Consider the following 24,034-nt stretch of genomic DNA (forward strand, 5'->3'; position numbering starts at 1 on the left):
CCTATGAACTACCTTTCGACCCGTGGCGATCACACGCCGCGCCGCTTCTGCGACATCCTGCTCGAAGGCCTGGCGCCCGATGGTGGCCTGTACCTGCCCGAGCGCTACCCGCAGGTGGACGCGGCCACCCTGGCGCGCTGGCGCAAGGTCTACCACGAGCAGAGCTATGCCGATCTGGCCTTTGAGGTGCTGTCGCTCTACATCGACGACATCCCCGCCGCCGACCTGCGCGCCATCTGCCAGAAGACCTACACTGCCGAGGTGTTTGGCACGGGCGAGATCGTGCCGCTGCGACATGTGGAAAACGGCCTCTGGCTGGAAGCCCTGTCCAACGGCCCCACGCTGGCATTCAAGGACATGGCCATGCAGCTGCTGGGCCACTTGTTCGAGTACGAACTGGGCCGGCGCGGCGAGCAGCTCAACATCTTGGGCGCGACTTCCGGCGACACCGGCAGCGCGGCCGAATACGCCATGCGTGGCAAGGCCGGTGTGCGCGTGTTCATGACCAGCCCACACGGCCGCATGAGCCCCTTCCAGCAGGCCCAGATGTTCAGCCTGCAGGACGCCAACATCCACAACATCGCCATCGAAGGTGTGTTTGATGACTGCCAGGACATTGTCAAGGCGGTCAGCAACGACCTCGAGTTCAAGCGCAAGTACAAGATCGGCACGGTCAACTCCATCAACTGGGCGCGCTTGTTGGCTCAGGTGGTGTATTACTTTGCCGGCTACTTTCAGGCCACCACGAAAGACGACCAGCAGGTGTCCTTCACCGTGCCCAGCGGCAACTTCGGCAACGTCTGTGCCGGCCACGTGGCCCGCATGATGGGCTTGCCCATCGCGCAGCTGGTGGTGGCCACCAACGAAAACGACGTGCTTGACGAGTTCTTCCGCACCGGCGTCTACCGCGTGCGCGGCAGTGCCGACACACACGAGACGTCCAGCCCGTCCATGGACATCAGCAAGGCCAGCAACTTCGAACGCTTTGTGTTCGATCTGCTGGGTCGCGACGCCGGGCGCACCGCCGATCTGTTCGGTCCACAACTGGCGAAGCACGGCCGTTTCGATTTGAGCGCCGACCCGCTGTTTGCCCAGGCCGCCGGCCGCTATGGTTTTGTCAGCGGCAAAAGCACCCACGCCGACCGCCTGGCCACCATCCGCGACTGCTGGAGCCGCCACGGCCTGATGATCGACACCCACACCGCCGACGGTGTGAAGGTGGCGCGCGAACACCTGCAAGCCGGTGTGCCCATGGTGGTGCTGGAGACGGCCTTGCCCATCAAGTTCGCCGGCACCATCGTGGAAGCGCTGGGCCGTGAGCCCGAGCGTCCGGCCAAGTTCGTGGGCATTGAAGACCTGCCCAAGCGGGTGCTGGTCATGCCCGCCCAGGCCGACCAGGTCAAGGCCTACATCGCCCAGCACTGCGCATGAGCGTGACCCCGAGCCCTCGCCCTGGTTTGCGCCCGTTGGAGGACGCGCTGGCCGATCTGTTGAACGACACGGCGGCGTTGGCTGGTGTCCAGAAGGTGCCCACCTTCGAGGCCGATGGCCGTGTGCTGGCGCAGGACCTCGTCAGCGCTTTGGATGTGCCTGGCCACGACAACACCTCGATGGACGGCTACGCGGTGCGTGTGGCCGACTTGGCGCAGGCGGCTGGTGCCCCGCTGGTGGTCTCGCAGCGCATCCCGGCGGGCCACTTCGGCGGTCCGCTGCTGCCCGGCACGGTGGCGCGCATCTTCACGGGGGCGCCCGTGCCGGCAGGTGCCGACGCGGTGGTGATGCAGGAGGAGGCACAAGTGCAAGAGGACGGGCGTGTGTCCTTCTCCAGCCAACCGGTTGTTGGGCAGTGGATTCGTCGCCAGGGTGAAGACGTGCAAAAAGGCGGCACCGTGTTGCCCGCCGGGACGCGCCTGGGGCCAGCTGAGCTTGGCCTGGCGGCGAGCATCGGGTTTGCCGAGTTGGCGGTGGCGCCTCGCGTGCGTGTGGCCTTGTTCTCGACCGGCGACGAGTTGGTCATGCCGGGCACCGTTGCCCCAGCCGACATGAAGCCCGGCGCCATCTACAACTCCAACCGCTTTTTTCTCCGGGCTTTGCTGCTGCGTTTGGGGTGTGAGGTCAGCGATCTGGGCATCGTCCCCGACCAGCGCGAAGCCACTGTCACCGCGCTGCGCGAAGCCGCGCGACACCACGACCTCATCCTCACCAGCGGCGGGGTTTCGGTGGGCGAAGAAGACCACATCAAGCCCGCTGTGCAGGCGCTGGGGCACCTGGACCTGTGGCAGATCGGCATGAAACCCGGGAAGCCGTTTGCCCATGGCCGGGTGGGCGTTGCACATTTCATTGGCTTGCCGGGCAACCCGGTGTCCAGCTTCGTCACCTTCTTGTTGCTGGTGCGGCCTTTCCTGTTGCGGCTGCAAGGCGTTAAGGTGGACGCCACGTCGGCGCTGCCCGCAGCCGTGATGCTGCCAGCCCATTTCGACCTCCCCAAGGGCGACAAGCGCCGTGAATTTCTGCGCGCTCGACGCAATGCGTTGGGTGGTGTCGATGTGTTCCCCAACCAGAGTTCGGGCGTGTTGACCTCGGCTGTCTGGGCCGACGGCCTGATCGACAACCCGCCCGGCAACGCCATTGCCCGTGGCGATCTGGTGCGTTTCATTCCTTTGACGGACTTGCTGGCATGAAAATCCAACTCAAGTACTTCGCCTCCATCCGTGAGGCCTTGGGGCAGGGCGGGGAAACGCTGGAAGTGGCGGCCACCACGGTGGGTGCTTTGCGCGACGAGCTGATCGCGCGTGGTGGCGCCTACGCGCAAGCCCTGGCGCGTGGCAAGGCCGTGCGCGTGGCCTTGAACCAGGCCATGGTGGGCGACGAAGCCTCTCCCCTCAGCGAGGGCGCTGAGGTGGCGTTTTTTCCGCCAGTCACCGGCGGTTGACGTTTGACGGCTTTTCGCGCGACGACCGGCGGTTTGTTGCGTGGGGCGTCCATTTTGTGCGAGAGCCGCAGGAGCAAGCCCACGGCACCATGGCCGTTTTCATAGGCCTGTACGGCAACGCTTGGGATCTGCTTCAGCCCCATGCAGACAACCGCAACTGGCGCTGGTGACACAATCGCATCATGCTGTTCTCCGTCTCCATACAAACCAAAGACTTCGTCCTCAACACCGAGGTGGCACATCTGCGAGAAGGCGACACCCGCGTGGGCGCCGTGTGTGCGTTTGTGGGCACGGTGCGTGATCGCAACGACGGCCAGTCGGTGAAAACGCTGGAGTTGGAGCACTACCCCGGCATGACGGAAAAAGCCATCGAAGCCATGATCGATGAAGCGCAGCGCCGCTTCGACATCTTTGGCGCTCGCGTCATCCACCGCGTGGGCTTGCTGCAGCCACTCGACCAGATTGTGCTGGTGGCGGTCACCTCGGCGCACCGGGGCGAAAGCTTCCAGGCTTGCGAGTTTTTGATGGACTACCTCAAGACCCAGGCGCCGTTCTGGAAAAAGGAAGACACGCCCGAGGGCGCGCGTTGGGTGGATGCGCGTGTGAGCGACGACCAGGCGCTGGCCAAATGGGGCATCAACGCGGGCAACGCGGGGGCGTGAGCGTGTTGCCTTCCGACGTCGAAAGCATCGAACGCGCCACGTTGGCAGCGGTGGCGCCCGAGCGCGTGGAGGCACTGCCCGGCTGGCTGCTGCCGATGGACCACGGCACCGTGGGCCGCGCCCATGCGGCCGTTCCCATCAACCATGACCCCGCAAGTGTCGCCGGGTGGGCAGCGGTGGTGGAGCGCTACCGCGCAGCGGGTTACCGGCCGGTGTTTCGTTTGCCTGAGGTGGCCGCTTGGTCCGATGTGCGCGATGAACTCTCTGCAGCTGGCTGGCTGCGTGTGCAACCCACACAAGTGCAAGTGGCAACGCTGGCAGGTTTGGTGGGCGCCGAGACATCCGCCTGCACGCTGGACGAACGCCCCGACGGCGCCTGGATGGCCATGTTCCTGGGCGAAGGCCTGGACCCAGTGGATGGCGCCAGCCGTTCTGCTGCACTGGCCCGCGCACAGGACAGCCGCTATGCCAGTCTGCGCGTGGATGGCGAGACCCGTGCTTGCGGCATGGCGTGTTTTGCGCACGGCTGGCTCAGCGTGCATGGCATGCGCACCGCCGCCGCCCACCGTGGCCAGGGGCTGGCCACACGTGTGCTGGCTGCCATGGCCCAGGAAGCGCTGTCACGCGGTATCCAACGGGTGTTTTTGCAGGTTGATGCCAGCAACGCGCCCGCCTTGTCCTTGTACCAACGGCTGGGGTTTGCGCCGGCTTGGACATACGCGTACTGGCGCCCATCGCAGCCTTGATCTGCGTCAAGGACGGCGTCATCTTGGCGCGGGAAGCTTCGTTCATGGCTTGAAAAGACCACCGCCGGCCCCACGTCGGTGTCAATCAAGTTTTTGGAGCCGCTCCATGCGCATCGACAAATTCACCACCAAGTTCCAGGAAGCCCTGGGCGAGGCACAAAGCCTGGCCTTGGGCAACGACCATGCCTACATTGAGCCCGCCCACGTGCTGGTGGCCATGCTGCGGCAGGAAGATGGCCCCAAGGCGCTGCTGCAACGCGCGGGGGTCAACACTGCCGGGTTGCTCACCGCCTGCGAGGCGGCGGTCAAGCGCCTGCCCCAGGTGCAGGGCCAGGACCAAGTGCAGGTCAGCCGCGACACGGTGACGCTGATGCAGGCGGCCGAAAAGGAGTCCATCAAGCGCGGTGACCAGTTTGTGGCCAGCGAGCTGTTTTTGCTGGCCGTGGCCGATTTCAAGGGCGAACTGGGCCGCATCGCCAACGAAAACGGCTTGAACCGCAAGAGCCTGGAGTCTGCGATCACCGCCGTGCGCGGTGGGCAGAGCGTCAACAGCCCCGAGGCCGAAGGCCAGCGCGAGGCGCTGAAAAAATACTGCCTGGACCTGACCGAACGTGCCCGTTTGGGCAAGCTGGACCCCGTGATTGGCCGCGACGACGAGATTCGCCGCGCCATCCAAGTGCTGCAGCGGCGCACCAAGAACAACCCGGTGCTGATCGGCGAGCCCGGTGTGGGCAAAACGGCCATTGTGGAAGGCTTGGCGCAGCGCATCGTGGCGGGCGAGGTGCCCGATTCGCTCAAGGGCAAGCGGGTGTTGAGCTTGGACATGGCCGCACTGCTGGCCGGTGCCAAGTTCCGGGGCGAGTTCGAGGAACGTCTCAAATCCGTGTTGAACGAACTGGCCAAAGACGAGGGCCAGACCATCGTTTTTATTGACGAGCTGCACACCATGGTGGGTGCCGGCAAGGCCGAGGGTGCCATGGATGCCGGCAACATGCTCAAGCCCGCTCTGGCCCGTGGCGAGCTGCACTGTGTGGGCGCGACCACGTTGGATGAATACCGCAAGTACATCGAGAAGGATGCCGCGCTGGAGCGCCGCTTCCAGAAGATTCTGGTCGGTGAGCCCACGGTGGAGGCGACGATTGCCATCCTGCGTGGCCTCAAGGAGCGCTACCAGGTGCACCACGGCGTGGATATCACCGACCCAGCCATCGTGGCGGCGGCCGAGTTGTCCAACCGCTACATCACCGACCGCTTTTTGCCCGACAAGGCCATCGACCTCATTGACGAGGCCGCGTCCAAGATCAAGATCGAGCTGGACTCCAAGCCCGAGGTGATGGACAAGCTGGACCGTCGCCTGATCCAGTTACAGATCGAACGCGAAGCCGTTAAGCGTGAAAAGGACGAGGCGTCTCAGCGCCGGCTGGAGCTGATCGACGAAGAGATCGAGAGCCTGCAGAAGGAGATCGCCGATCTGGACGAAATCTGGAAGGCGGAAAAGGCCACCGCGCAAGGCAGCGCACAGGTGCGCGAGGAGATCGACAAGCTGCGCCAGCAGATCGACACGCTGACCCGCAAGGGCGACCTGGCCAAGGTGGCCGAGCTGCAGTACGGCAAGCTGCCGGAGTTGGAAAAGCGCTTGCAGGAAGCACAGGCCAAAGAGGCGGGCAAATCTGCCGCCGGCAACGCCAACCGCCTCTTGCGCACCCAGGTGGGGGCAGAAGAAATTGCCGAGGTGGTGAGCCGCGCCACCGGCATCCCGGTCGCCAAGATGATGCAGGGTGAAAAAGACAAGCTGCTGCAGATGGAGGCCAAGCTGCATGAGCGTGTGGTGGGTCAGGACGAGGCCATCGTTGCGGTGGCCAACGCCATTCGCCGCTCGCGCGCGGGTTTGAGCGACCCGAACCGGCCGACCGGCTCCTTCCTCTTCCTGGGCCCCACCGGTGTGGGCAAAACCGAGCTGTGCAAGGCGCTGGCTGGCTTTCTGTTTGACAGCGAAGACCACCTGATCCGCATCGACATGAGCGAGTTCATGGAGAAGCACTCGGTGGCCCGCCTGATTGGTGCGCCCCCCGGCTACGTGGGCTACGACGAAGGTGGCTACCTGACCGAGGCCGTGCGCCGCAAGCCCTACAGCGTGCTGCTGCTCGACGAAGTGGAAAAGGCCCACCCGGATGTGTTCAACGTGCTGCTGCAGGTGCTGGACGACGGCCGCCTGACCGACGGCCAGGGCCGCACGGTGGACTTCAAGAACACCGTCATCGTGATGACCAGCAACATCGGCTCGCACATGATTCAGGCCATGACAGGCCAGGACGCCGAGGACATCAAGGACGCGGTCTGGGGCGAGCTGAAGAACCACTTCCGGCCTGAGTTTTTGAACCGCATCGACGAGACGGTGGTCTTCCACAGCCTGGATGCGCAGCACATCGAGGCCATCGCGGGCATCCAGTTGGCGTTGTTGCAAAAGCGCCTGGCGCAGATGGACCTGTCGCTGGAGGTCACGCCGGCCGCGCTGGCCGAGTTGGCCAAGGTGGGTTTCGATCCGGTGTACGGCGCGCGCCCGCTCAAGCGGGCCATCCAGCAGCGCATCGAGAACCCGCTGTCCAAGCTGATTCTGGAGGGGCGGTTTGCGCCCAAGGACGTGATCCCAGTGGGGGTGGACCCCATTCGGTCACCGGGGCAGTTCAGTTTCGAGCGACAGGTGCATTGAGCCCCCGGGGGCGGATGAGGCATCATGCGGCGCATGACGTCTCATTCGCAGCCTCCTTCCATCGTATTGGTGCATGGCGCATGGCACGGCGCCTGGTGTTGGCGCCGCGTGTTGCCCGTTTTACGCGCTGCGGGCGCGACGGCGCATGCCGTCACGTTGACGGGCGTGGGCGAGCGCAGCCACTTGCTGACCGCTGTCAGCGGCGTGGAAACCCATGTCCAGGACGTGCTGGCGCTGATCGAAGCCGAGGAGCTGGCGTCCGTGGTGCTGGTGGGGCACAGCTACGGGGGCTTGGTCGTCACCGGGGTGGCCGATGCCCTGCTGGCGCAGTCGCCCGAGCGGCTGCACTCGCTGGTGTACGTGGACGCGGTTGTGCCACACAGCGGCGAAAGCTGGAGCAGCACGCACACGCCGGAGACCATCCAGGCCCGATTGAACCAGGCCGAGGCCAGTGGCGGCCTGTCATTTCCTGCACCTGATGCGTCGGTATTTGGCCTGGAGGGGGCTGACCGTGCGTGGGTGAACCGCCGGCAAACGCCACAACCTGTGGCTGTCTACCGCTCGCCCTTGAAGTTTGACGAAGCGGCCTGGGCCCGCGTGCCCCGGCTGTTCGTCGATTGCACCTCACCCGCCTTGCCCACCATCGCGGTGAGCCGGGAGCGGGTTCGCGCGCAAGCCGGCTGGCAGCTGCAGACGCTGGCCACAGGGCACGATCCCATGGTCAGCGAACCCCAGGCTTTGGCCGACATCTTGTTGAAGTGGCAGGCACAGAGCCAATGATGAGCAAGTCTTTGGGTGGTGGCGCACGCCTCGACCGCATCGACGCGCTGCGCGCCGTGGCCATGTTGTGGATGACGGCCTACCACTTCGCGTTTGACTTGCGGTTTTTCGGCTGGTTGGATGCGGATTTCTACCGTGACCCGTTCTGGACCTGGCAGCGCACCGCGATCGTGTCGCTGTTTCTGTTTTGCGCCGGGCTCGGCCAGGCCGTGGCCCACGCGCAGGGACAGAGCTGGGCGCGCTTCTGGCGCCGTTGGGCCCAGGTGGCGGGTTGCGCCTTGTTGGTGAGTGTGGGGTCGTGGTGGATGTTTCCACACAGCTTCATCTACTTCGGCGTGCTGCATGGCCTGGCGGTGATGTTGGTTGTGGCCCGGCTCAGCGCGGGCTGGTCGGGCGCCGTCTTGTTGCCACTGGCCGCAGTGGCATTGGCCTTGCCTACGTTGGCGGGCTCGCACATCGCAGCCCAGCCCCTTTGGCAGTGGCTCAACGAGCCGTGGGCCAACTGGCTGGGCTTGATTTCGCGCAAACCCATCACCGAAGATTACGTGCCCCTGCTGCCGTGGCTGGGTGTGATGTGGCTGGGCATGTGCTGTGGGCGTTGGGCGCTGCAACGCCCTGACTCGGCGTTGGAAGGCGCGGCGCCCGGGTGGATGGCGGCTCTGGGTCGATGGAGCTTGAGTTACTACATGCTGCATCAGCCGGTGCTGCTGGGGGTGCTCAGCGCCGTGCGTTTTCTTGCTTGAACGGGTTGCGTGCCTCCAGGTGCGCCATGTAGTTGTCCACGCCTTCGCCTTCACGCGTCAGAAAACGTTCCACCGCATCGGCAAAGGCCGGGTGGGCCAGCCAGTGCGCGCTGTGGGTTTTCACGGGCAACAAGGCGCGGGCCATTTTGTGTTCGCCCTGGGCGCCGCCCTCAAAGCGCCGCACGCCGTGTGCGATGCACCACATCAATGGCTGGTAGTAGCAGGCCTCGAAATGCAGGCAATCCACCCGTTCCAGTGCACCCCAGTAGCGACCGTAGGCCACCGCAGGTGAGGCACCGGTGTCGCTCAGGGCGATGAGGCTGCTGGCAATGGGCTGGGCCTGTGCGTTCTCTGCAATGAAAAGCAGCCAGTGGCCGGGCATGTCGCGCGCCACGGCTTCAAAAAACGCGGGAGTGAGGTAGGGCGCATTGCCGTGTTCCAGGTAGGTGCGTTCGTAGCAGCGGTAGAAAAACGCCCAGTCTGCGGCGGTGATGTCCTGGCCCCGCGCCCATCGGAAGCGCACCCCGGCATCGCTCACCTTGCGCCGTTCCTGGCGGATTTTTTTGCGCTTTTCCTGGTTCAGTGTCATCAGGAAGCTGTCGAAATCGCCATAGGCAGGGGTGCCGTTATCCCAGTGGAATTGGACCGTGTGGCGTGCCATGAGCCCTTGGGCGGTGGTGATCGCCATCTCGGCATCCCGCGCAAACAGCAGGTGCAGCGAAGAGATGTTCTCCGCCTCGCAATACGCCTGTGCGGCTTGCAGCAGCGCGGCACGCGCGTGCTCATCGCGGGCCAACAGGCGAGCCCCCGGCACCGGCGTGAAGGGCACCGCGATCACGGCCTTGGGGTAGTAGCGCAGGCCGTGGCGCTGGTAGGCCTCGGCCCAGGCCCAGTCGAACACGTATTCGCCGTACGAATGGCTTTTGAGGTACAGCGGACAGGCTGCGTGCAACTCGCCGCCTTGCCACAGGCTGATGAAGCGTGGCGCCCAGCCGGTGTGGGGGGCGGCGCTCTCGCTCTGGTGCAGTGCGCAGAGGTATTCGTGCCGAACAAAGGGGCTGGGGTCTTCGCTGTGCGCCAGCAGGGCGTTCCACGCACAGCGGGGCAGGGCGGTGGGGTCGTCATCGACCCGGGTGACATAATCGTTTGCTGCCAATCCGGCTTCCTCGGTTTTCTGTTCCCGTCCGTTGTCCATGACCGTTTCCATCAGCATCGCCCAGCTCAATTTTGTCGTCGGCGACCTGCAGGGCAACGCCCAGCGCATCGTGCGGGCCGCCCGCGAGGCCCATGGGCGTGGCGTGCGTTTGTTGCTGACGCCCGAACTGGCCTTGTGTGGTTACGCCGCCGAAGACCTGTTTCTGCGGCCCGCCTTCATCGACGCCTGCGATGATGCCCTGAAAGCAGTGGCCCGCGAGACGGCGGGGTTGAGTGGCCTGCGCATTGTGGTGGGCCACCCGGCACGCCGCCCTGGCGCGGAGCGCACACGCAGCGTGTCGGTGCCTGGTTTGGTGAATGCGGCCAGCGTGGTGTGTGACGGGTTGATCACCCACACCTACGCCAAGCGCGAGTTGCCCAACTACCAGGTGTTTGACGAGCGACGCTACTTCGCGCCCGGCAACACCCCCTGTGTGTTTGACGTGCCCGGCCACGACGGCCAGTTGGTGAAAGTGGGCTTGCTGATCTGTGAGGACGCCTGGTTCCATGCCCCGGCGGCCGATGCCAAGGCCGCAGGCGCCGAGTTGCTGGCTGTCATCAACGCCTCGCCCTTCCATGTGGGCAAGGGTGGTGAGCGCGAAACCACCATGCGCGAGCGTGTGGCCGATGTGGGCCTGCCCTTGGTGTACGCGCATCTGGTGGGTGGGCAGGACGAAATTGTGTTTGAAGGGCGCAGCTTTGCCCTCAACGCCGATGGCGCGCTGGCGGCGCGCGCGCCCAGCTTCAGCGAAGCGGCGTTTGACGTGGCGCTCGATGGCGGCAGGCTGTCGGGTGCGATGGCGCCCGAGGGCTCGGTGGAAAGCGATCTCTGGCATGCCTTGGTGATGGGGGTGCGCGATTACATCGGCAAAAACGGCTTCCCCGGCGCGCTGCTGGGCCTTTCAGGCGGCATCGATTCGGCCCTGGTGCTGGCCATCGCGGTGGACGCGCTGGGCAAGGACAAGGTGCGTGCGGTGATGATGCCTTCGCCTTACACGGCCGACATCTCGTGGATTGACGCGCGGGACATGGCCAAACGCCTGGGCGTGCGCTACGGCGAAATTTCCATCCGCCCCGAGTTCGAGGCCTTCAAGGCCAGCCTGGCGGGCGAATTTGCCGGGCTCAAGGAAGACACGACCGAAGAGAACATCCAGGCGCGCATCCGTGGCACGCTGCTGATGGCCTTGTCCAACAAGTTTGGAAGCATCGTGCTGACCACCGGCAACAAAAGCGAGATGGCCACCGGCTACTGCACCCTGTACGGCGACATGGCGGGTGGTTTTGCGGTCATCAAGGACGTGGCCAAGACCATGGTGTTCCGCCTGGCACGCTGGCGCAATGCCCATGATCCCTTTGGCACCGGCAAAGACCCCATTCCCGAGCGCATCATCACCCGCCCGCCCAGTGCCGAGCTGCGCCCCGACCAGACCGACCAGGACAGCCTGCCCGAATACGAGGTGCTCGACGCCATCATCGAGCGCTACATGGAAAACGACATGGACCCGGCACAAATCGTGGCCGCCGGTTACCCCCAGGCCGCTGTGGAGCAGGTGGTGCGCCTGATCCGCATCAACGAGTACAAACGCCGCCAGTCGCCGGTGGGGGTGCGCGTCACGCACCGGGGGTTTGGCAAGGACTGGCGTTACCCCATCACGTCCAAATACCGGTCTTGAAACAAGGCCCCCACACTCCGCCGCTGCGCGGGTCGCTGCCCCCGAGGGGCTGATCAGGCTTGGGGCGGCCCTGCGCCAGATCGCTGCTCAATGGTGCTGCAGCTGCAGCACCGAACGCATGTCGCCCACCTCGATGCCTGCGGCGTTTTTCATGGGTGGGGGCAGCAGCACTGCCAGGGCCTGGCGGCTGGCGTCGTTGGTCCACCCGAGTTGGTCCAGGGCCGACACCAAGGCCACCATCAGCGGCGTGAGGTTGCCGTCGCTCACCTTGGCCGCGATGCCCACGCCCCGGCTGAAGCTGGCGATGGCCTGCACACCATCGGCGCCCACCTTGCTGACCCAGTCGCCACTGCCGGCCCGCATCAGGAACAGGTCGTTACGGCCTTCACCGCTGACCATCTCGGGGTGGCGGCTCATGGCGCGTGCCACACGCAACGGCGTGCTGCCGTAGACCGCATCGGGGGCCTCCAGCGTGAGGCGGGCAAAGGCCTGGGCCAGGGCGCGCAGTGGCAGCGCGTAATTGGGTGCGCTGCAGCCGTCGGTGCCGCGCACCAGGCGTTCGGGCGCGATGCCACTGAAATGCGCCACGCTTTGGGCGATGGCCTGCTGCACCGGGTGCGCCACGTCCAGGTAGCCGGCCAAGGGCTGACCCAGCACGTGCGCGAGCATCAACATGCCCGTGTGTTTGCCGGAGCAGTTGTGTTGCAGCCGGTTGTATGTCGCGCCAGGTGGAGGCGTTTGGCCCAGGGTCCGGAAAAAGTAGGGCTCGTGTGTGCCACAGGCCAAAGCCGCGTCGCTTGCGCCTATGCGTGCCAGCAGCGTTGCCACCCGTTCCGTGTGGCGCGGCTCGCCGTTGTGGCTGGCGCACAGCAGGGCGATGTCGGCGTCCTCCAGCGACCACCGCTGCGCTGCCTGCGCGATCAGCGGCATGGCCTGAAAGGGCTTGAGCGTCGAGCGGGTGAAGAGGGGGAAATCGATGTCGCCCGCACTGGCCAGCACGTCGCCAGTGGCGCTGACCACGGCAAAACTGCCGAAATGGACGTTTTCAGGGTGGCCGCCGCGAAAAGTGGCGGCAATCGGAACGTGACGGGGCAGATGAGGTGTGGGCATGGGCCCACATTGTGCCCCGCGTGATAAAGTTTTGGCTTTCCCCACTCAGCCCGGAGCCCCACGCATGAAGCAGATCACCGCCGTCATCAAACCCTTCAAGCTGGAAGAGGTGCGCGAAGCCCTGGCCGAGCAGGGGGTGACCGGTTTGACGGTGACCGAGGTCAAGGGCTTTGGGCGCCAGAAGGGCCACACCGAGTTGTACCGTGGCGCCGAGTACGTGGTGGACTTCCTGCCCAAGGTCAAGATCGAGGTGGTGGTCAAGGACGATGACGTGGACCGCTGTGTGGACGCCATCATCCGCGCGGCCCGCACCGGCAAAATTGGCGACGGCAAGATTTTTGTCACCGAGGTGGAGCGCGTTATCCGCATCCGCACCGGCGAACAGGACGACACGGCGGTCTGATTCCGATCAGATCTCGTCCAGTCTGGCCTGCGCGGTCAGGCCCGCGGCCTGCACCAAGTTGGGCAACAGCGCGGTGGCGTCCGCCTCCACGCGCAACATGTCCATCTGCCAGTCGCCCATGAAGCCTTGTGCGACGGCGCTGCGCAAAAAGCCCATCAGGCCGTCGTAGTAGCCCGCGCTGTTGAGCAGGCCCAGCGGCTTGTTGTGGTAGCCGAGCTGCTGCCAGGTCCAGACCTCGAACAATTCCTCAAACGTGCCAATGCCGCCAGGCAAGGCCAGGAAGGCATCGGCGTGTTCGGCCATCAGGCGTTTGCGCTCGTGCATGGTTTGCACCACGTGCAGTTCGGTGCAATCGGTGTTGGCGGCTTCCTTGTCCACCAGCGCCTGCGGAATGACGCCAATGACGCGACCTCCGGCCGCCAGCGTGGCTTGAGCCACCACACCCATCAGACCATTGCGCCCGCCGCCGTAGACCAGTTGGCCACCGTGGCGGCCTATCCACTCGCCCACTTGGGCAGCGGCTTCGGTGTAGGCGGGCAGGGCTCCAGGGCGTGAGCCGCAATAAACGCAGAGAGAGAAGTTCGGGGTCATGTCGTCAGAAAAAGTGGTGCCACAGAGCCGCAGCCCAGATGCCGCCACACAGCAGCAGGCTGAGCAGCACAGCCGCGCTGCCCATGTCCTTGGCACGTTTGGACAGCGCGTGCCACTCGGGGCCAATGCGGTCGATGGCGGTTTCAATGCCGGTGTTGAGCAATTCGACGATCAGCACCAGCACCACGGCGCCACACAGCAAGGCGACTTCCAGCCAGCTCTGGCCGACCCAGAACGCCAGGGGCAGCAGCAGCACGGCGGCGATCATCTCCTGGCGCAGTGCGGCCTCGCCCCAGCCGGCGCGCAGGCCTTCGATGGAATAGCCAAAGGCGTGCACCAGGCGCGACAGGCCGTGGCGCTGCTTTTGTGCCGTGGGCGCCTCGCGTTCCTGCATGGGGGCGGTCATTTTTTGCGCTCCACGTGGACGAGGCGGGTGCCGGCCAGCGCGTCGTGCCAGAACTGCCCAAGCGGGTGAAAACGCGAGAGGATGGCCCAAATGGCCACCCAGCCGCAGACGAGCACCAAGGCCTCGCCGCCGCTCACGCCCTGCGCCCAACTCACGGCCAGCGGCGGCACAAACCACAGCCACGACAGCACGTAGCGCCACAGACCTCGCGCTTGGGTGATGGGTTGACCTAGGGCATCGACGACACGGATGTCCCAGGTTTTCATGGCCAGGGTCTGGCCTTTGGACCAGAACCATGCGAAATAAATGCCGAACACCACAAACAGAAAAAACTGCAGGCCGAACCGGTTGTCCAGTGCGTGGCGGGTTTGGGTGAGGGTGGAAAACAAATAGCCGGCAATGAACACCACACCAAACATCAACATGCCTTCGTACAGCCAGCAGGCCATGCGGCGCATCAGCGTGGGGGCCCGCAAGGGGGCGGTGGTCAGGGCGGCGGGGGACGTGGAAACCGGTGCGGAAGACATGGGGCGGGCGCCTGGGGCGCAAGAACAATGCGCGGATTGTCGCATCACGAAATGAACAATTTTTATGGATTGATTTTTGTGGCAGCTTGCTGCAGTGCGATAATGCGCGCTGCAAGTCAAAAGGCAAACGGGTCTTCGTCGCGCGGTTTACGTTGCCGCCCATGGCGTTGGCCTCAAGTCCCGAAGCCGCTTCACAAGAGTGGGCCAAGGGGCACCCAAGGTATTTCGTCAGAGAAATTCTCGAAAGGTTCATCATGGAAATCAACAAGGCCGAAATGGCCTCGGCCGCCGCTGCCGGCGCAGCCGATTCCCAAGAACTCCGCGGAGCGGAAATCCTCGTCAAGGCCCTGCAGGCCGAGAATGTCCAGTACATCTGGGGCTATCCCGGTGGTGCGGTGCTGCACATCTACGACGCGTTCTACAAACAAGACACCATTCAGCACGTGCTGGTGCGCCACGAACAGGCGGCCGTGCACGCCGCCGACGGCTATGCCCGCGCCACCGGTGATGTGGGTGTGGCGCTGGTCACTTCCGGCCCCGGCCTGACCAACGCGGTCACCGGCATTGCCACGGCCTACATGGACAGCATTCCCATGGTCATCATCAGCGGTCAGGTGCCGACCGCCGCGATTGGCCTGGATGCGTTTCAGGAGTGCGACACCGTCGGCATCACCCGCCCCATCGTCAAGCACAACTTCCTGGTGAAGGACGCGCGTGACATGGCCATGGTGATGAAAAAGGCGTTCCATATCGCCCGCAGCGGCCGCCCCGGCCCGGTGGTGGTGGACATCCCCAAGGATGTGTCCTTCAACAAGGTGCCCTACCACGGCTACCCCGAGAAGGTGGAAATGCGCTCCTACAACCCGGTGCGCAAGGGGCACGGTGGGCAAATTCGCAAGGCGCTGCAGCTGCTGCTCAATGCCAAGCGCCCCTACATCTACACCGGCGGCGGCGTGTTGCTGGGCAACGCGGTGCAAGAGTTGCGCACCCTGGTGGATATGCTGGGTTACCCAGTCACCAACACCCTGATGGGTTTGGGTGCCTACCCTGCCACCGAGAAAAAATTCCTGGGCATGCTGGGCATGCACGGCACCATCGAAGCCAACAACGCGATGCAAAACTGTGACGTGCTGCTGGCCGTGGGTGCACGTTTTGACGACCGCGTGATTGGCAACCCCAAACACTTCGCATCGGTCGATCGCAAGATCATCCACATCGACATCGACCCGTCCAGCATTTCCAAGCGCGTCAAGGTGGACGTGCCCATCGTTGGCGACGTGAAAGATGTGTTGACCGAGCTGATCAACATGGTGCGCGAGAGCACCACGCGACCGGATGAGAAAGCCTTGTCGGCCTGGTGGGACACCATCGAAGGCTGGCGCGCGCGCGACTGCATGAAGTACGACCGCGGCAACAAGGACGTGATCAAGCCGCAGATGGTCATCGAGACCCTGTGGAACATGACCAAGGACGCCGATGCCTACATCACGTCCGACGTGGGCCAGCACCAGATGTGGGCGGCGCAGTACTACAAGTTCAACGAGCCACGCCGCTGGATCAACTCCGGTGGCCTGGGCACCATGGGCGTGGGCATCCCGTACGCCATGGGCATCAAGCTGGCCAAGCCCGAGAGCGAAGTCTTCTGCGTCACCGGAGAAGGTTCGGTGCAGATGTGCATCCAGGAACTGTCCACCTGCCTGCAGTACAACACCCCCATCAAGGTGCTGTCGCTCAACAACCGTTACCTGGGCATGGTGCGTCAGTGGCAGGAGATCGAGTACTCCGGCCGCTACAGCCACAGCTACATGGACGCGCTGCCCAACTTCGTGAAGTTGGCCGAGGCCTATGGCCACGTTGGCCTGCTGATCGAGCGCCCCGAAGACGTGGAAGGTGCGTTGCGCGAGGCGCGCCGCCTGAAGGATCGCACGGTGTTCATCGACTTCCGCACCGATCCGACCGAAAACGTTTTCCCCATGGTTCAGGCCGGCAAAGGCATCACCGAGATGCTGCTGGGTTCCGAAGACCTGTAAGCGGTTGAGCGTCAGGCGTGGTGCGTTGAGCGTGGGTTCACGCCAAACGCTCAACGCCCAACGCTGAACTTCCCCCAGACGAATCTATTTGTCGCCAAGCCCGCTGCTTACCGGCAGCGGGGGAGGGCGCAGAAAAGAGGAATCCACACATGAAACACATCATTGCCGTTCTCATCGAGAACGAAGCCGGCGCCCTGTCCCGCGTGGTGGGCCTGTTCTCGGCCCGGGGCTACAACATCGAGTCTTTGACCGTGGCACCGACGGAAGACCCGTCGCTGTCGCGCATGACCATCCAGACCACCGGGTCGGACGACGTCATCGAGCAGATCACCAAACACCTCAACCGCCTCATCGAAGTGGTCAAGGTGGTCGATCTGACCGAGGGCTCGTACACCGAGCGCGAGCTCATGATGGTGAAGGTGCGCGCGGTGGGCAAGGAGCGCGAGGAGATGAAGCGCATGGCCGACATCTTCCGTGGCCGCATCATCGACGTGACCGACAAGAGCTACACCATCGAACTCACCGGCGACCAGGCCAAGAACGACGCCTTCCTGCAAGCCATTGAACGCAGTGCCATCCTGGAGACCGTGCGCACCGGTGCCAGCGGCATCGGCCGTGGCGAACGCATCCTGCGGGTTTGAGCATGTCCGGCGCCCCTGCCTCGCACCCATTGAAATCGCTGGCGCCCAAGTTCATTGAAGTCAGCGAGAATGTGCTGTTCGGCGATATCTGGGAGCGACCGGGCTTGTCCAAGCGTGACCGAAGCTTGGTTACCGTCGCAGCCTTGGTTTCACTTTATCGACAGAACGAATTGCCGTTTCATCTGGAGCGTGCAGTAGAAAATGGCTTATCGGTTGAGGAAATCGTTGAAGCTATCACCCATTTGGCGTTCTATGCGGGCTGGCCCTGTGCTGCGACCGCGCTGACGATTGCCAAATCCACCTTTGAAAAGTCCTGATTTTTAAACGGAGCAACCCCATGAAAGTTTTCTACGACAAAGACTGTGACCTGAGCCTGATCAAAGGCAAGACCGTGGCCATCATCGGCTACGGCTCGCAAGGCCACGCCCACGCACAAAACCTCAACGACAGCGGCGTCAAGGTCGTGGTCGGCCTGCGCAAGGGCGGTGCCTCGTGGGACAAGGTCGGCAAGGCCGGCCTGACCGTGATGGAAGTCAACGACGCCGTCAAGGCCGCTGATGTGGTCATGATCCTGCTGCCCGACGAGCAGATCGCCGAGGTGTACACCAACAACGTCGCGCCCAACATCAAGCAAGGCGCCTCGCTGGCCTTCGCCCACGGTTTCAACGTGCACTACAACCAGGTTGTGCCCCGCGCCGATCTGGACGTGTGGATGGTGGCGCCCAAGGCACCCGGCCACACCGTGCGCAACACTTACACCCAGGGTGGCGGTGTGCCCCACCTGGTGGCCGTGCACCAGGACAAGAGCGGCAAGGCCCGCGACCTGGCTCTGAGCTACGCGATGGCCAACGGTGGCGGCAAGGCCGGCATCATCGAGACCAACTTCAAGGAAGAGACCGAGACCGACCTGTTCGGTGAACAGGCTGTTCTGTGTGGTGGTGCGGTCGAGCTGATCAAGATGGGTTACGAAACCCTCACCGAAGCCGGCTACGCACCCGAGATGGCCTACTTCGAGTGCCTGCACGAGCTGAAGCTGATCGTGGACCTGATCTACGAAGGTGGCATCGCCAACATGAACTACTCGATCTCCAACAACGCGGAGTTTGGCGAGTATGTGACCGGCCCCGAGGTGATCAACGAAGAGTCGCGCAAGGCTATGCGCAATGCGCTCAAGCGCATCCAGAACGGCGACTACGCCAAGATGTTCATCCAGGAAGGCCGCCTGAACTATCCGTCGATGACGGCCCGCCGCCGCAACACGGCCGACCACAGCATCGAAGTGGTGGGTGCCCAGTTGCGCGCCATGATGCCCTGGATTGCCAAGAACAAGCTGGTCGATCAGACGCGGAACTGATCTGCTTCCAGCAACAAAAACGGCCCCGATCGGGGCCGTTTTTGTTTTCGGGCGCCGGGCGTTCAGCAGCCGCGCGTCACCGGCATGTCCACCTCGCTTTTCAGAGCGAGTTGTTTGGCCAGCTCCAGCTTGGCCAGGGACTGGCGGTGCACCTCGTCCGGGCCGTCGGCCAGGCGCAGGGTGCGTTGGTGGGCATAGCTGTAGGCGAGCGAGAAGTCGTCGCTGACGCCGGCTGCGCCGTGCGCCTGGATGGCCCAGTCGATGATCTGGCAAGCCATGTTGGGGGCCACCACCTTGATCATGGCGATCTCGCCCTTGGCCACCTTGTTGCCCACGGTGTCCATCATGTAGGCGGCCTTGAGTGTGAGCAGGCGCGCCTGTTCGATCATGCAGCGCGCCTCTGCAATGCGTTCATGCCACACCGATTGGGCCGAAATGGGCTTGCCAAATGCCACACGGCTGTTGAGGCGTTTGCACATCAGCTCCAGCGCCCGCTCGGCCGCGCCTATGGTGCGCATGCAGTGGTGGATGCGGCCCGGGCCGAGGCGGCCCTGGGCGATCGCAAAGCCACGACCTTCGCCGAGCAGCAGGTTGGTCACCGGCACGCGCACGTCCTTGAGCAACACTTCCATGTGGCCGTGTGGCGCGTCGTCGTAGCCGAACACCGACAGCGGCCGTACCACCGTGATGCCCGGGGTGTTGGACGGCACCACGACCATGGACTGCTGCGAATGGCGGGGCGCCTCGGGGTCGGTCTTGCCCATCACGATGTAGACCGCGCAACGCGGATCACCCGCGCCGGAGGACCACCACTTGCGGCCGTTGATGACGTAGTGGTCGCCGTCCCGGCGGATGCTGCACTGGATGTTGGTGGCGTCTGAAGAGGCCACCTCGGGCTCGGTCATGAGGAAGGCCGAACGGATCTCGCCGCGCAGCAGCGGCTCCAGCCACTGGTCCTTGATGGCTTCGCTGGCGTAGCGTTCCAGCGTCTCCATGTTCCCAGTGTCCGGCGCCGAGCAGTTGAACACCTCGGCGGCAAACGGCACGCGGCCCATGATTTCGCACAGGGGCGCGTATTCCAGGTTGGACAGGCCTTCGGGTGCGCGTGGTGAGCGCGGCAAAAAGAGGTTCCACAAGCCGGCGGCACGCGCCTTCGGTTTGAGCTCTTCGATCAGGGTGGTGGGCATCCAGGCATTGCCCTTGGCGCGGTTGGCTGCAATTTCTTCAAAAAAACGCGCCTCGTTGGGGTAGATGTGCTCGTTCATGAAAGCCAGCAGGCGGGCTTGCATGTCCTTGACCTTGGGTGTGTAGTCGAAATCCATGGGGAGTCCTAGGGTGGGGAAAGGGGTTCAACCGTGCTGCTGGGCGAAGCGCCAGGCCATTTCTGCCATGGGGCGAGCGCCCTCGGCCGAGTTGCGGGCCTGTGCGCTGGAGGCGGTACCGGATTCGGCACGCTTGGCGATGCCTTGCAAGATGGCGGCGAGGCGGAACATGTTGTAGGCCAGGTAGAAGTTCCAGTCGGCACGCAATTGCTCGGGCGTGGCCAGGCCGGTGCGCTGGCAGTACTGGGCGATGTATTCGTCTTCGGAGGGAATCCCGAGCGCCGCCAGATCCAGCCCACCGATGCCACGGAACAGCCCCGGTGGGATGTGCCACGACATGCAGTGGTAGCTGAAGTCGGCAAAGGGGTGGCCCAGGGTGGACAGTTCCCAGTCCAGCACGGCCAGCACACGCGGCTCGCTGGGGTGGAACATGAGGTTGTCGAGCCGGTAGTCTCCGTGCACCACCGACACAAGGTCTTCGCGGCGCGCCATCGCCGGGATGTGGGCGGGCAGCCACTCGATGAGCTGTTCCATCTCTCGGATGGGCTGGGTCAGCGGCCCGGCGCCGTCGGCACTGGCCTGGTACTGTTTGGTCCAGCGGCCAATCTGGCGCTCGAAGTAGTTGCCGGGTTTGCCATAGGTGCTCAACCCAGCGGCGGCCACATCCACCGTGTGCAGCGCGGCCATCACACGGTTCATTTCGAGGTAGATGTCGCGTCGCTCGGCAGGGCTGAAACCGGGCAGGGACTGGTCCCACAACACACGGCCTTGCACGAACTCCATCACATAAAAGGCGCGTCCGATGACCGACTCGTCCTCGCACAACACAAACATCTGCGCCACCGGCACGCCAGTGCCGCGCAGGCCGCTCATGACTTTGAACTCCCGTTCGATGGCGTGGGCCGAGGGCAGCAATTTGGCCACCGGGCCGGGTTTGGCGCGCATCACGTAGGCACGGCCTGGCGTGAGCAGCTTGTAGGTGGGGTTGGACTGGCCGCCCTTGAACATCTCGACCTGCAGCGGGCCGGCGAAACCGGGCAGGTGGGCCAGCAGCCAGCGCTCCAGCGCGGGCACATCAAAGGCGTGTTGGTCGGCCACGGCACGGGTGCCGGTGAAATCTTCAGTGGCACTCATGTCGCGGTGGACTCCGGAAAAAAGATCAGTTTTCGGCTTCGGCGATGCGCATCAGCATTGGCCGGTCGCGCAGCACCAGGCCACCGGGTTCGATGCGGATGGCGTCTTCGCGCTCCATGGATTTGAGTTCCTGGTTGACCCGCTGGCGCGAAGCACCCAGCAGTTGCGCCAACTCTTCCTGCGCCAACTGCAGACCGATGCGGACCTCGTTGTTGTCGTTCAGGCAGGGCACGCCGTAGCTGCGTGCCAGGTGCAGCAACTGCTTGGCCAGCCGCGCACGCAAGGGCAGGGTGTTGAGGTCTTCGACCAGACCGAACAGCGTGCGGATGCGCCGCGCCTGCAGTCGCATCAAGGCCTCGTACAACTCCACGTGCTGGGCCAGTATTTTCTGGAAATCGGTGCGCGACACACACAGCAGCGTGGTGGCACCGTGTGCGTAGGCATCGTGGGTGCGTCGGTCGCCGTCGAACATGGCCACATCGCCAAACCACACGCCGGGTTCTACATAGGTCAGTGTGATCTGCTTGCCCGACAAGGAGGTGGAACTCACCCGCACCGCGCCCTTGGCCACCGCGGTCCACTCGGTGGGCGGTTCGCCGCGGGCGACGATCAGGTCGCCGTCCTTGAAGCGTTTGACGTGGGCACATCGAAGAATGTCGTGTCTCAGGGAGGGCGAGAGGTTGGAAAACCAGCGACCGCTGTTGATCGCCTCTCGTTCGTCCATTGTCAGAATCGGTTCGTCCATGGGCTGTCTTTTCAGTGACTGGATAAGCCGGGTTTGTCGCGCGAGCGACCCCGGCGGTTCGACTCAGCGGTACCGGGGTTCGCGCTTTTCAAGAAAGGCGCCAATGCCCTCACCGCCATTGGCATGGTGCAGGTTGCGCACAAAGTGATCGCGCTCGGCGCTCAGTTGTGCGTGCAGCGCCTGGTTGGGTGCGTCGTTGACCAGCTCCTTGAGGCTGGCCAGCACATTGGGCGCGCGTGCATTGAGCCGCTCGGCCAGCGCCAGCGCGGCGTTCACGCTGGCGGTGGGCGCCGTGACCTCGTTGACCAGACCCAGTGCATGCAGGCGGGGCGAGCTCATGCGTTCGCCCAGCATCAGCAATTGCATGACGGTGGCGCGCGGCAACTGCCGCGCCAACGCCCAGCTGCCACCGCCGTCGGGCGACAGGCCCACGTTGCTGTAGGCCATCACAAACACCGCGTTGTCGGCGGCCACCACCATGTCGCAGGCCAGCGCCACCGAGAAGCCAGCGCCGGCACAAGCGCCTTCCACCGCCGCGATCACCGGCTTGGAGCAGGCGTGGATGGCCTCGATCCAGCTGTGCAGGCCTTCGTCCATGCCACGTGCCTGGAACTCCGGCGGTTTCTGACGGTTGTCCTTGAGCCGCTGCAATTGCCCACCGGCGCAGAAGTGCGCCCCTTCGCCGGTGAGCACGATGCTGCGCACCTCGGGGTTGCTGTCGGCGGCATTGAAGGCCTCGATGCCGGCGGTGTAGATGTCGGGGCCCAGCGCGTTGCGGTGCTCCGGGTTGCTGATGGTCAGCACCATGGTGGCGCCGACGCTGTGGCTTTGGAGTGATGCGGCCATAGGGTTATCCAATGTCTCCGTCGGGGATGCCGCCGATCTGGCTTTGCCAGTCGGCTGGCATCGCCCCCCGGGGGGTGACGCCGAAGGTGGCGCGGGGGGGACTCATTCCTCTTCGTGCATGAGGCTTAGGCCCAGCGCGCCACGCCGGCGCAGCCAGGGGCTGGGGCGGTAGCGTTGGTCGCCGTACACGGTCTGCAGGTTGAACAGGATTTCGAGCACGTTGGTGGGGCCCACGCGGTCGCCCATTGCCAGCGGGCCCATGGGGTAGCCCAGGCCCAGGGTGACGGCGGTTTCCAGGTCCTTGGGGCTGCAGATGGCCTGCTGGCAGATGTCGGCGGCGATGTTGACGATGGTGGCCACCACGCGCTGGGTGACAAAGCCGCCGCTGTCGCGCACCACGCTCACAGCCTTGCCGTCTTTGGCAAATAGGGCGTGCGCAGCGTCGCGCATGTCGGGGCGGGTGGCGGGGTTGGTGGCCAGCACACGGCGCTTGGTGGCCGCGTCTTCCAGCATCATGTCGATGCCCACGGTGCGCGTGGCGTCCAGGCGTTCCACGGCGGCGATGGTGGTCACGTCCATACCCAGCGGCGCCACCAGAATCAACGCTTGTTCGCTCGGCTGTTGCCCGGTTTCGATCCGTGCACCCAGGTCCTTGAGCAACTGGTACAGCTCGGGCCGCCGCGCAGCCTTGGCCGGCACCCACACGGGTGGCAGTTCGGCCACCTGTGGCACGGGTGGCTCGGGTGGCATCTGCGCCACGCCATCGGCGTATTTGTAGAAGCCTTCGCCCACCTTCTTGCCTACCACACCACCGGCCAGGCGCTGGGCTGTGATGACGCTGGGGCGGTAGCGCGCCTCTTCGTAGTACTGGTGGTAGATGGACTCCATCACCGGGTGCGAGACGTCGAGTGCCGTGAGGTCCATCAGCTCGAAGGGGCCCAGGCGAAAGCCCATCTGGTCTTTGAGGATGCGGTCGATGGTGGCGAAGTCGGCCACGTTTTCGCCCACCACGCGCAAGGCCTCGGTGCCATAGCCCCGGCCTGCGTGGTTGACGATGAAGCCCGGGGTGTCTTGCGCCAGCACGGGCGTGTGGCCCATGGCGCGTGCGTAGGCGCTGAGCTGCTCACACACGGCGGCGTCGGTCTTGAGGCCTGCAATGACCTCCACCACACGCATCAGCGGCACGGGGTTGAAGAAGTGGTAACCGGCCAGACGCTGGGGGCGCTTGAGCTGGGCGGCAATGGCCGTCACCGACAACGAGGAGGTGTTGGTGGCCAGCACCGCGTCGGGGCCCACGATGCCTTCGAGGTCGCCAAAAATCTGGCGCTTCACGTCCAGGCGTTCCACCACGGCTTCCAGGGGTCTCCTCGTTTTCAGTGCAATAAGTGACGGTACGAAAAGCTAGCACTGGCGCGGAGGTGGTGTTGGTAGATCGTTGATTTCATTGACTTTCCTGTTCACTTTCAAATCTGCGATTCGTGGCGT

The 24,034-nt window shown here is 64.4% G+C and carries 23 protein-coding genes and 1 pseudogene; 14 read left to right on the forward strand and 10 right to left on the reverse strand.

Annotated features, from left to right (window positions below; all coding sequences use genetic code 11):
- The first annotated feature begins 3 nt into the window (after nucleotides 1-3).
- From thrC to ACFQPB_RS17095, 8 genes are all read left to right on the forward strand, one after another.
- Nucleotides 4-1,431, forward strand: coding sequence for a threonine synthase (gene thrC / locus ACFQPB_RS17060; RefSeq protein ID WP_382225830.1), 1,428 nt, complete (start codon nucleotides 4-6; stop codon nucleotides 1,429-1,431).
- Nucleotides 1,428-2,681 (forward strand): molybdopterin molybdotransferase MoeA, encoded by a 1,254-nt coding sequence (locus tag ACFQPB_RS17065; RefSeq protein WP_382225833.1) that lies wholly within the window; start codon nucleotides 1,428-1,430, stop codon nucleotides 2,679-2,681. The genes thrC and ACFQPB_RS17065 overlap by 4 nt, the downstream gene beginning before the upstream one ends.
- Nucleotides 2,678-2,932: a molybdopterin converting factor subunit 1 gene (gene moaD / locus ACFQPB_RS17070; RefSeq protein ID WP_382225836.1), complete on the forward strand. Its 255-nt coding sequence runs from the start codon at nucleotides 2,678-2,680 to the stop codon at nucleotides 2,930-2,932. The genes ACFQPB_RS17065 and moaD overlap by 4 nt, the downstream gene beginning before the upstream one ends.
- Before the next feature lie 182 nt (nucleotides 2,933-3,114).
- Nucleotides 3,115-3,594, forward strand: coding sequence for a molybdenum cofactor biosynthesis protein MoaE (locus ACFQPB_RS17075; RefSeq protein ID WP_382225839.1), 480 nt, complete (start codon nucleotides 3,115-3,117; stop codon nucleotides 3,592-3,594).
- On the forward strand, nucleotides 3,561-4,340 hold the full coding sequence (locus ACFQPB_RS17080; protein WP_382225842.1) for a GNAT family N-acetyltransferase: 780 nt from the start codon (nucleotides 3,561-3,563) through the stop codon (nucleotides 4,338-4,340). The genes ACFQPB_RS17075 and ACFQPB_RS17080 overlap by 34 nt, the downstream gene beginning before the upstream one ends.
- A gap of 106 nt (nucleotides 4,341-4,446) precedes the next feature.
- Nucleotides 4,447-7,050, forward strand: coding sequence for an ATP-dependent chaperone ClpB (clpB, locus tag ACFQPB_RS17085; protein ID WP_382225845.1), 2,604 nt, complete (start codon nucleotides 4,447-4,449; stop codon nucleotides 7,048-7,050).
- Nucleotides 7,051-7,083: 33 nt separating this feature from the next.
- Complete coding sequence (locus tag ACFQPB_RS17090) at nucleotides 7,084-7,830, forward strand: alpha/beta fold hydrolase (RefSeq protein ID WP_382225849.1); 747 nt, start codon at nucleotides 7,084-7,086, stop codon at nucleotides 7,828-7,830.
- Nucleotides 7,830-8,573 carry an acetyltransferase domain-containing protein gene (locus ACFQPB_RS17095; RefSeq protein WP_382225852.1) on the forward strand — a complete coding sequence of 248 codons (744 nt, stop codon included), beginning with the start codon at nucleotides 7,830-7,832 and terminating at the stop codon, nucleotides 8,571-8,573. The genes ACFQPB_RS17090 and ACFQPB_RS17095 overlap by 1 nt, the downstream gene beginning before the upstream one ends.
- Here ACFQPB_RS17095 and ACFQPB_RS17100 read toward each other — a convergent pair.
- The gene (locus ACFQPB_RS17100) at nucleotides 8,548-9,768 is read right to left on the reverse strand and encodes a GNAT family N-acetyltransferase (protein WP_382225855.1); all 1,221 of its coding nucleotides are present in this window, start codon (nucleotides 9,766-9,768) and stop codon (nucleotides 8,548-8,550) included. The genes ACFQPB_RS17095 and ACFQPB_RS17100 overlap by 26 nt on opposite strands.
- Between ACFQPB_RS17100 and ACFQPB_RS17105 the strand changes: the two genes are divergently transcribed.
- On the forward strand, nucleotides 9,767-11,440 hold the full coding sequence (locus tag ACFQPB_RS17105) for an NAD+ synthase (RefSeq protein WP_382225857.1): 1,674 nt from the start codon (nucleotides 9,767-9,769) through the stop codon (nucleotides 11,438-11,440). The genes ACFQPB_RS17100 and ACFQPB_RS17105 overlap by 2 nt on opposite strands.
- Before the next feature lie 87 nt (nucleotides 11,441-11,527).
- Here ACFQPB_RS17105 and ACFQPB_RS17110 read toward each other — a convergent pair whose 3' ends face one another.
- Nucleotides 11,528-12,550, reverse strand: coding sequence for an asparaginase (locus ACFQPB_RS17110; RefSeq protein WP_382225860.1), 1,023 nt, complete (start codon nucleotides 12,548-12,550; stop codon nucleotides 11,528-11,530).
- 64 nt (nucleotides 12,551-12,614) lie between these two features.
- Here ACFQPB_RS17110 and ACFQPB_RS17115 point away from each other — a divergent pair, with 64 nt between their 5' ends.
- Nucleotides 12,615-12,953, forward strand: a complete 339-nt coding sequence (locus ACFQPB_RS17115; protein WP_382199363.1) for a P-II family nitrogen regulator — start codon at nucleotides 12,615-12,617, stop codon at nucleotides 12,951-12,953.
- Nucleotides 12,954-12,959: 6 nt separating this feature from the next.
- Here ACFQPB_RS17115 and ACFQPB_RS17120 read toward each other — a convergent pair whose 3' ends face one another.
- From ACFQPB_RS17120 to ACFQPB_RS17130, 3 genes are read right to left on the reverse strand one after another with little or no spacing between them, the layout of a single operon-like run.
- Nucleotides 12,960-13,544, reverse strand: coding sequence for an LOG family protein (locus tag ACFQPB_RS17120; protein WP_382225863.1), 585 nt, complete (start codon nucleotides 13,542-13,544; stop codon nucleotides 12,960-12,962).
- Between the two features lie 4 nt (nucleotides 13,545-13,548).
- Complete coding sequence (locus ACFQPB_RS17125) at nucleotides 13,549-13,950, reverse strand: diacylglycerol kinase (protein ID WP_382225866.1); 402 nt, start codon at nucleotides 13,948-13,950, stop codon at nucleotides 13,549-13,551.
- Nucleotides 13,947-14,477, reverse strand: coding sequence for an RDD family protein (locus ACFQPB_RS17130; RefSeq protein WP_382225869.1), 531 nt, complete (start codon nucleotides 14,475-14,477; stop codon nucleotides 13,947-13,949). Before ACFQPB_RS17130 ends, ACFQPB_RS17125 begins: the two co-directional genes overlap by 4 nt.
- Before the next feature lie 254 nt (nucleotides 14,478-14,731).
- On the opposite strand from ACFQPB_RS17130, the gene ACFQPB_RS17135 reads away from it, so the two are divergent.
- The 4 genes from ACFQPB_RS17135 (at nucleotide 14,732) to ilvC (ending at nucleotide 18,502) form a co-directional block, all read left to right on the forward strand.
- On the forward strand, nucleotides 14,732-16,507 hold the full coding sequence (locus ACFQPB_RS17135; RefSeq protein WP_382199367.1) for an acetolactate synthase 3 catalytic subunit: 1,776 nt from the start codon (nucleotides 14,732-14,734) through the stop codon (nucleotides 16,505-16,507).
- A gap of 149 nt (nucleotides 16,508-16,656) precedes the next feature.
- Nucleotides 16,657-17,148, forward strand: coding sequence for an acetolactate synthase small subunit (ilvN, locus tag ACFQPB_RS17140; protein ID WP_382199368.1), 492 nt, complete (start codon nucleotides 16,657-16,659; stop codon nucleotides 17,146-17,148).
- A gap of 2 nt (nucleotides 17,149-17,150) precedes the next feature.
- Entirely contained in the window at nucleotides 17,151-17,465 is a 315-nt protein-coding gene (locus ACFQPB_RS17145) for a carboxymuconolactone decarboxylase family protein (RefSeq protein ID WP_382225872.1), read from the forward strand.
- A 20-nt stretch (nucleotides 17,466-17,485) separates the two neighbouring features.
- Nucleotides 17,486-18,502 (forward strand): ketol-acid reductoisomerase, encoded by a 1,017-nt coding sequence (gene ilvC / locus ACFQPB_RS17150; protein ID WP_382199369.1) that lies wholly within the window; start codon nucleotides 17,486-17,488, stop codon nucleotides 18,500-18,502.
- A 62-nt stretch (nucleotides 18,503-18,564) separates the two neighbouring features.
- Here the strand turns inward: ilvC and ACFQPB_RS17155 are convergent, their stop codons facing one another.
- The 5 genes and pseudogenes from ACFQPB_RS17155 to ACFQPB_RS17175 form a co-directional block, all read right to left on the reverse strand.
- On the reverse strand, nucleotides 18,565-19,824 hold the full coding sequence (locus ACFQPB_RS17155) for an acyl-CoA dehydrogenase family protein (protein ID WP_382225875.1): 1,260 nt from the start codon (nucleotides 19,822-19,824) through the stop codon (nucleotides 18,565-18,567).
- 27 nt (nucleotides 19,825-19,851) lie between these two features.
- Nucleotides 19,852-20,958: a phosphotransferase gene (locus ACFQPB_RS17160; RefSeq protein WP_382225878.1), complete on the reverse strand. Its 1,107-nt coding sequence runs from the start codon at nucleotides 20,956-20,958 to the stop codon at nucleotides 19,852-19,854.
- Nucleotides 20,959-20,983: 25 nt separating this feature from the next.
- Nucleotides 20,984-21,703, reverse strand: coding sequence for a Crp/Fnr family transcriptional regulator (locus tag ACFQPB_RS17165; RefSeq protein WP_382199372.1), 720 nt, complete (start codon nucleotides 21,701-21,703; stop codon nucleotides 20,984-20,986).
- A gap of 63 nt (nucleotides 21,704-21,766) precedes the next feature.
- The gene (locus ACFQPB_RS17170; RefSeq protein ID WP_382225880.1) at nucleotides 21,767-22,549 is read right to left on the reverse strand and encodes an oxepin-CoA hydrolase, alternative type; all 783 of its coding nucleotides are present in this window, start codon (nucleotides 22,547-22,549) and stop codon (nucleotides 21,767-21,769) included.
- Nucleotides 22,550-22,651: 102 nt separating this feature from the next.
- Nucleotides 22,652-23,908, reverse strand: a pseudogene (locus tag ACFQPB_RS17175) (3-hydroxyacyl-CoA dehydrogenase); the annotation flags it as partial.
- Between the last annotated feature and the right edge of the window lie 126 nt (nucleotides 23,909-24,034).

Origin of the sequence: Hydrogenophaga atypica, from assembly GCF_042665215.1 — a bacterium.
Lineage (GTDB): Bacteria > Pseudomonadota > Gammaproteobacteria > Burkholderiales > Burkholderiaceae_C > Hydrogenophaga > Hydrogenophaga defluvii_A.

Coding starts and splice junctions, on each gene's coding strand:
- thrC (WP_382225830.1), top strand. CDS start 4: ATGAACTACCTTTCGACCCGTGGCGATCACACGCCGCGCCGCTTCTGC.
- ACFQPB_RS17165 (WP_382199372.1), bottom strand. CDS start 21,703: ATGGACGAACCGATTCTGACAATGGACGAACGAGAGGCGATCAACAGC.
- ACFQPB_RS17105 (WP_382225857.1), top strand. CDS start 9,767: ATGACCGTTTCCATCAGCATCGCCCAGCTCAATTTTGTCGTCGGCGAC.
- ACFQPB_RS17135 (WP_382199367.1), top strand. CDS start 14,732: ATGGAAATCAACAAGGCCGAAATGGCCTCGGCCGCCGCTGCCGGCGCA.
- ACFQPB_RS17155 (WP_382225875.1), bottom strand. CDS start 19,824: ATGGATTTCGACTACACACCCAAGGTCAAGGACATGCAAGCCCGCCTG.
- ACFQPB_RS17170 (WP_382225880.1), bottom strand. CDS start 22,549: ATGGCCGCATCACTCCAAAGCCACAGCGTCGGCGCCACCATGGTGCTG.
- ACFQPB_RS17075 (WP_382225839.1), top strand. CDS start 3,115: ATGCTGTTCTCCGTCTCCATACAAACCAAAGACTTCGTCCTCAACACC.
- ACFQPB_RS17130 (WP_382225869.1), bottom strand. CDS start 14,477: ATGTCTTCCGCACCGGTTTCCACGTCCCCCGCCGCCCTGACCACCGCC.
- clpB (WP_382225845.1), top strand. CDS start 4,447: ATGCGCATCGACAAATTCACCACCAAGTTCCAGGAAGCCCTGGGCGAG.
- ACFQPB_RS17090 (WP_382225849.1), top strand. CDS start 7,084: ATGACGTCTCATTCGCAGCCTCCTTCCATCGTATTGGTGCATGGCGCA.
- ACFQPB_RS17080 (WP_382225842.1), top strand. CDS start 3,561: ATGGGGCATCAACGCGGGCAACGCGGGGGCGTGAGCGTGTTGCCTTCC.
- ACFQPB_RS17145 (WP_382225872.1), top strand. CDS start 17,151: ATGTCCGGCGCCCCTGCCTCGCACCCATTGAAATCGCTGGCGCCCAAG.
- ACFQPB_RS17160 (WP_382225878.1), bottom strand. CDS start 20,958: ATGAGTGCCACTGAAGATTTCACCGGCACCCGTGCCGTGGCCGACCAA.
- ACFQPB_RS17095 (WP_382225852.1), top strand. CDS start 7,830: ATGAGCAAGTCTTTGGGTGGTGGCGCACGCCTCGACCGCATCGACGCG.
- ACFQPB_RS17110 (WP_382225860.1), bottom strand. CDS start 12,550: ATGCCCACACCTCATCTGCCCCGTCACGTTCCGATTGCCGCCACTTTT.
- ACFQPB_RS17115 (WP_382199363.1), top strand. CDS start 12,615: ATGAAGCAGATCACCGCCGTCATCAAACCCTTCAAGCTGGAAGAGGTG.
- ilvN (WP_382199368.1), top strand. CDS start 16,657: ATGAAACACATCATTGCCGTTCTCATCGAGAACGAAGCCGGCGCCCTG.
- ACFQPB_RS17125 (WP_382225866.1), bottom strand. CDS start 13,950: ATGACCGCCCCCATGCAGGAACGCGAGGCGCCCACGGCACAAAAGCAG.
- ilvC (WP_382199369.1), top strand. CDS start 17,486: ATGAAAGTTTTCTACGACAAAGACTGTGACCTGAGCCTGATCAAAGGC.
- ACFQPB_RS17100 (WP_382225855.1), bottom strand. CDS start 9,768: ATGGACAACGGACGGGAACAGAAAACCGAGGAAGCCGGATTGGCAGCA.
- ACFQPB_RS17065 (WP_382225833.1), top strand. CDS start 1,428: ATGAGCGTGACCCCGAGCCCTCGCCCTGGTTTGCGCCCGTTGGAGGAC.
- ACFQPB_RS17120 (WP_382225863.1), bottom strand. CDS start 13,544: ATGACCCCGAACTTCTCTCTCTGCGTTTATTGCGGCTCACGCCCTGGA.
- moaD (WP_382225836.1), top strand. CDS start 2,678: ATGAAAATCCAACTCAAGTACTTCGCCTCCATCCGTGAGGCCTTGGGG.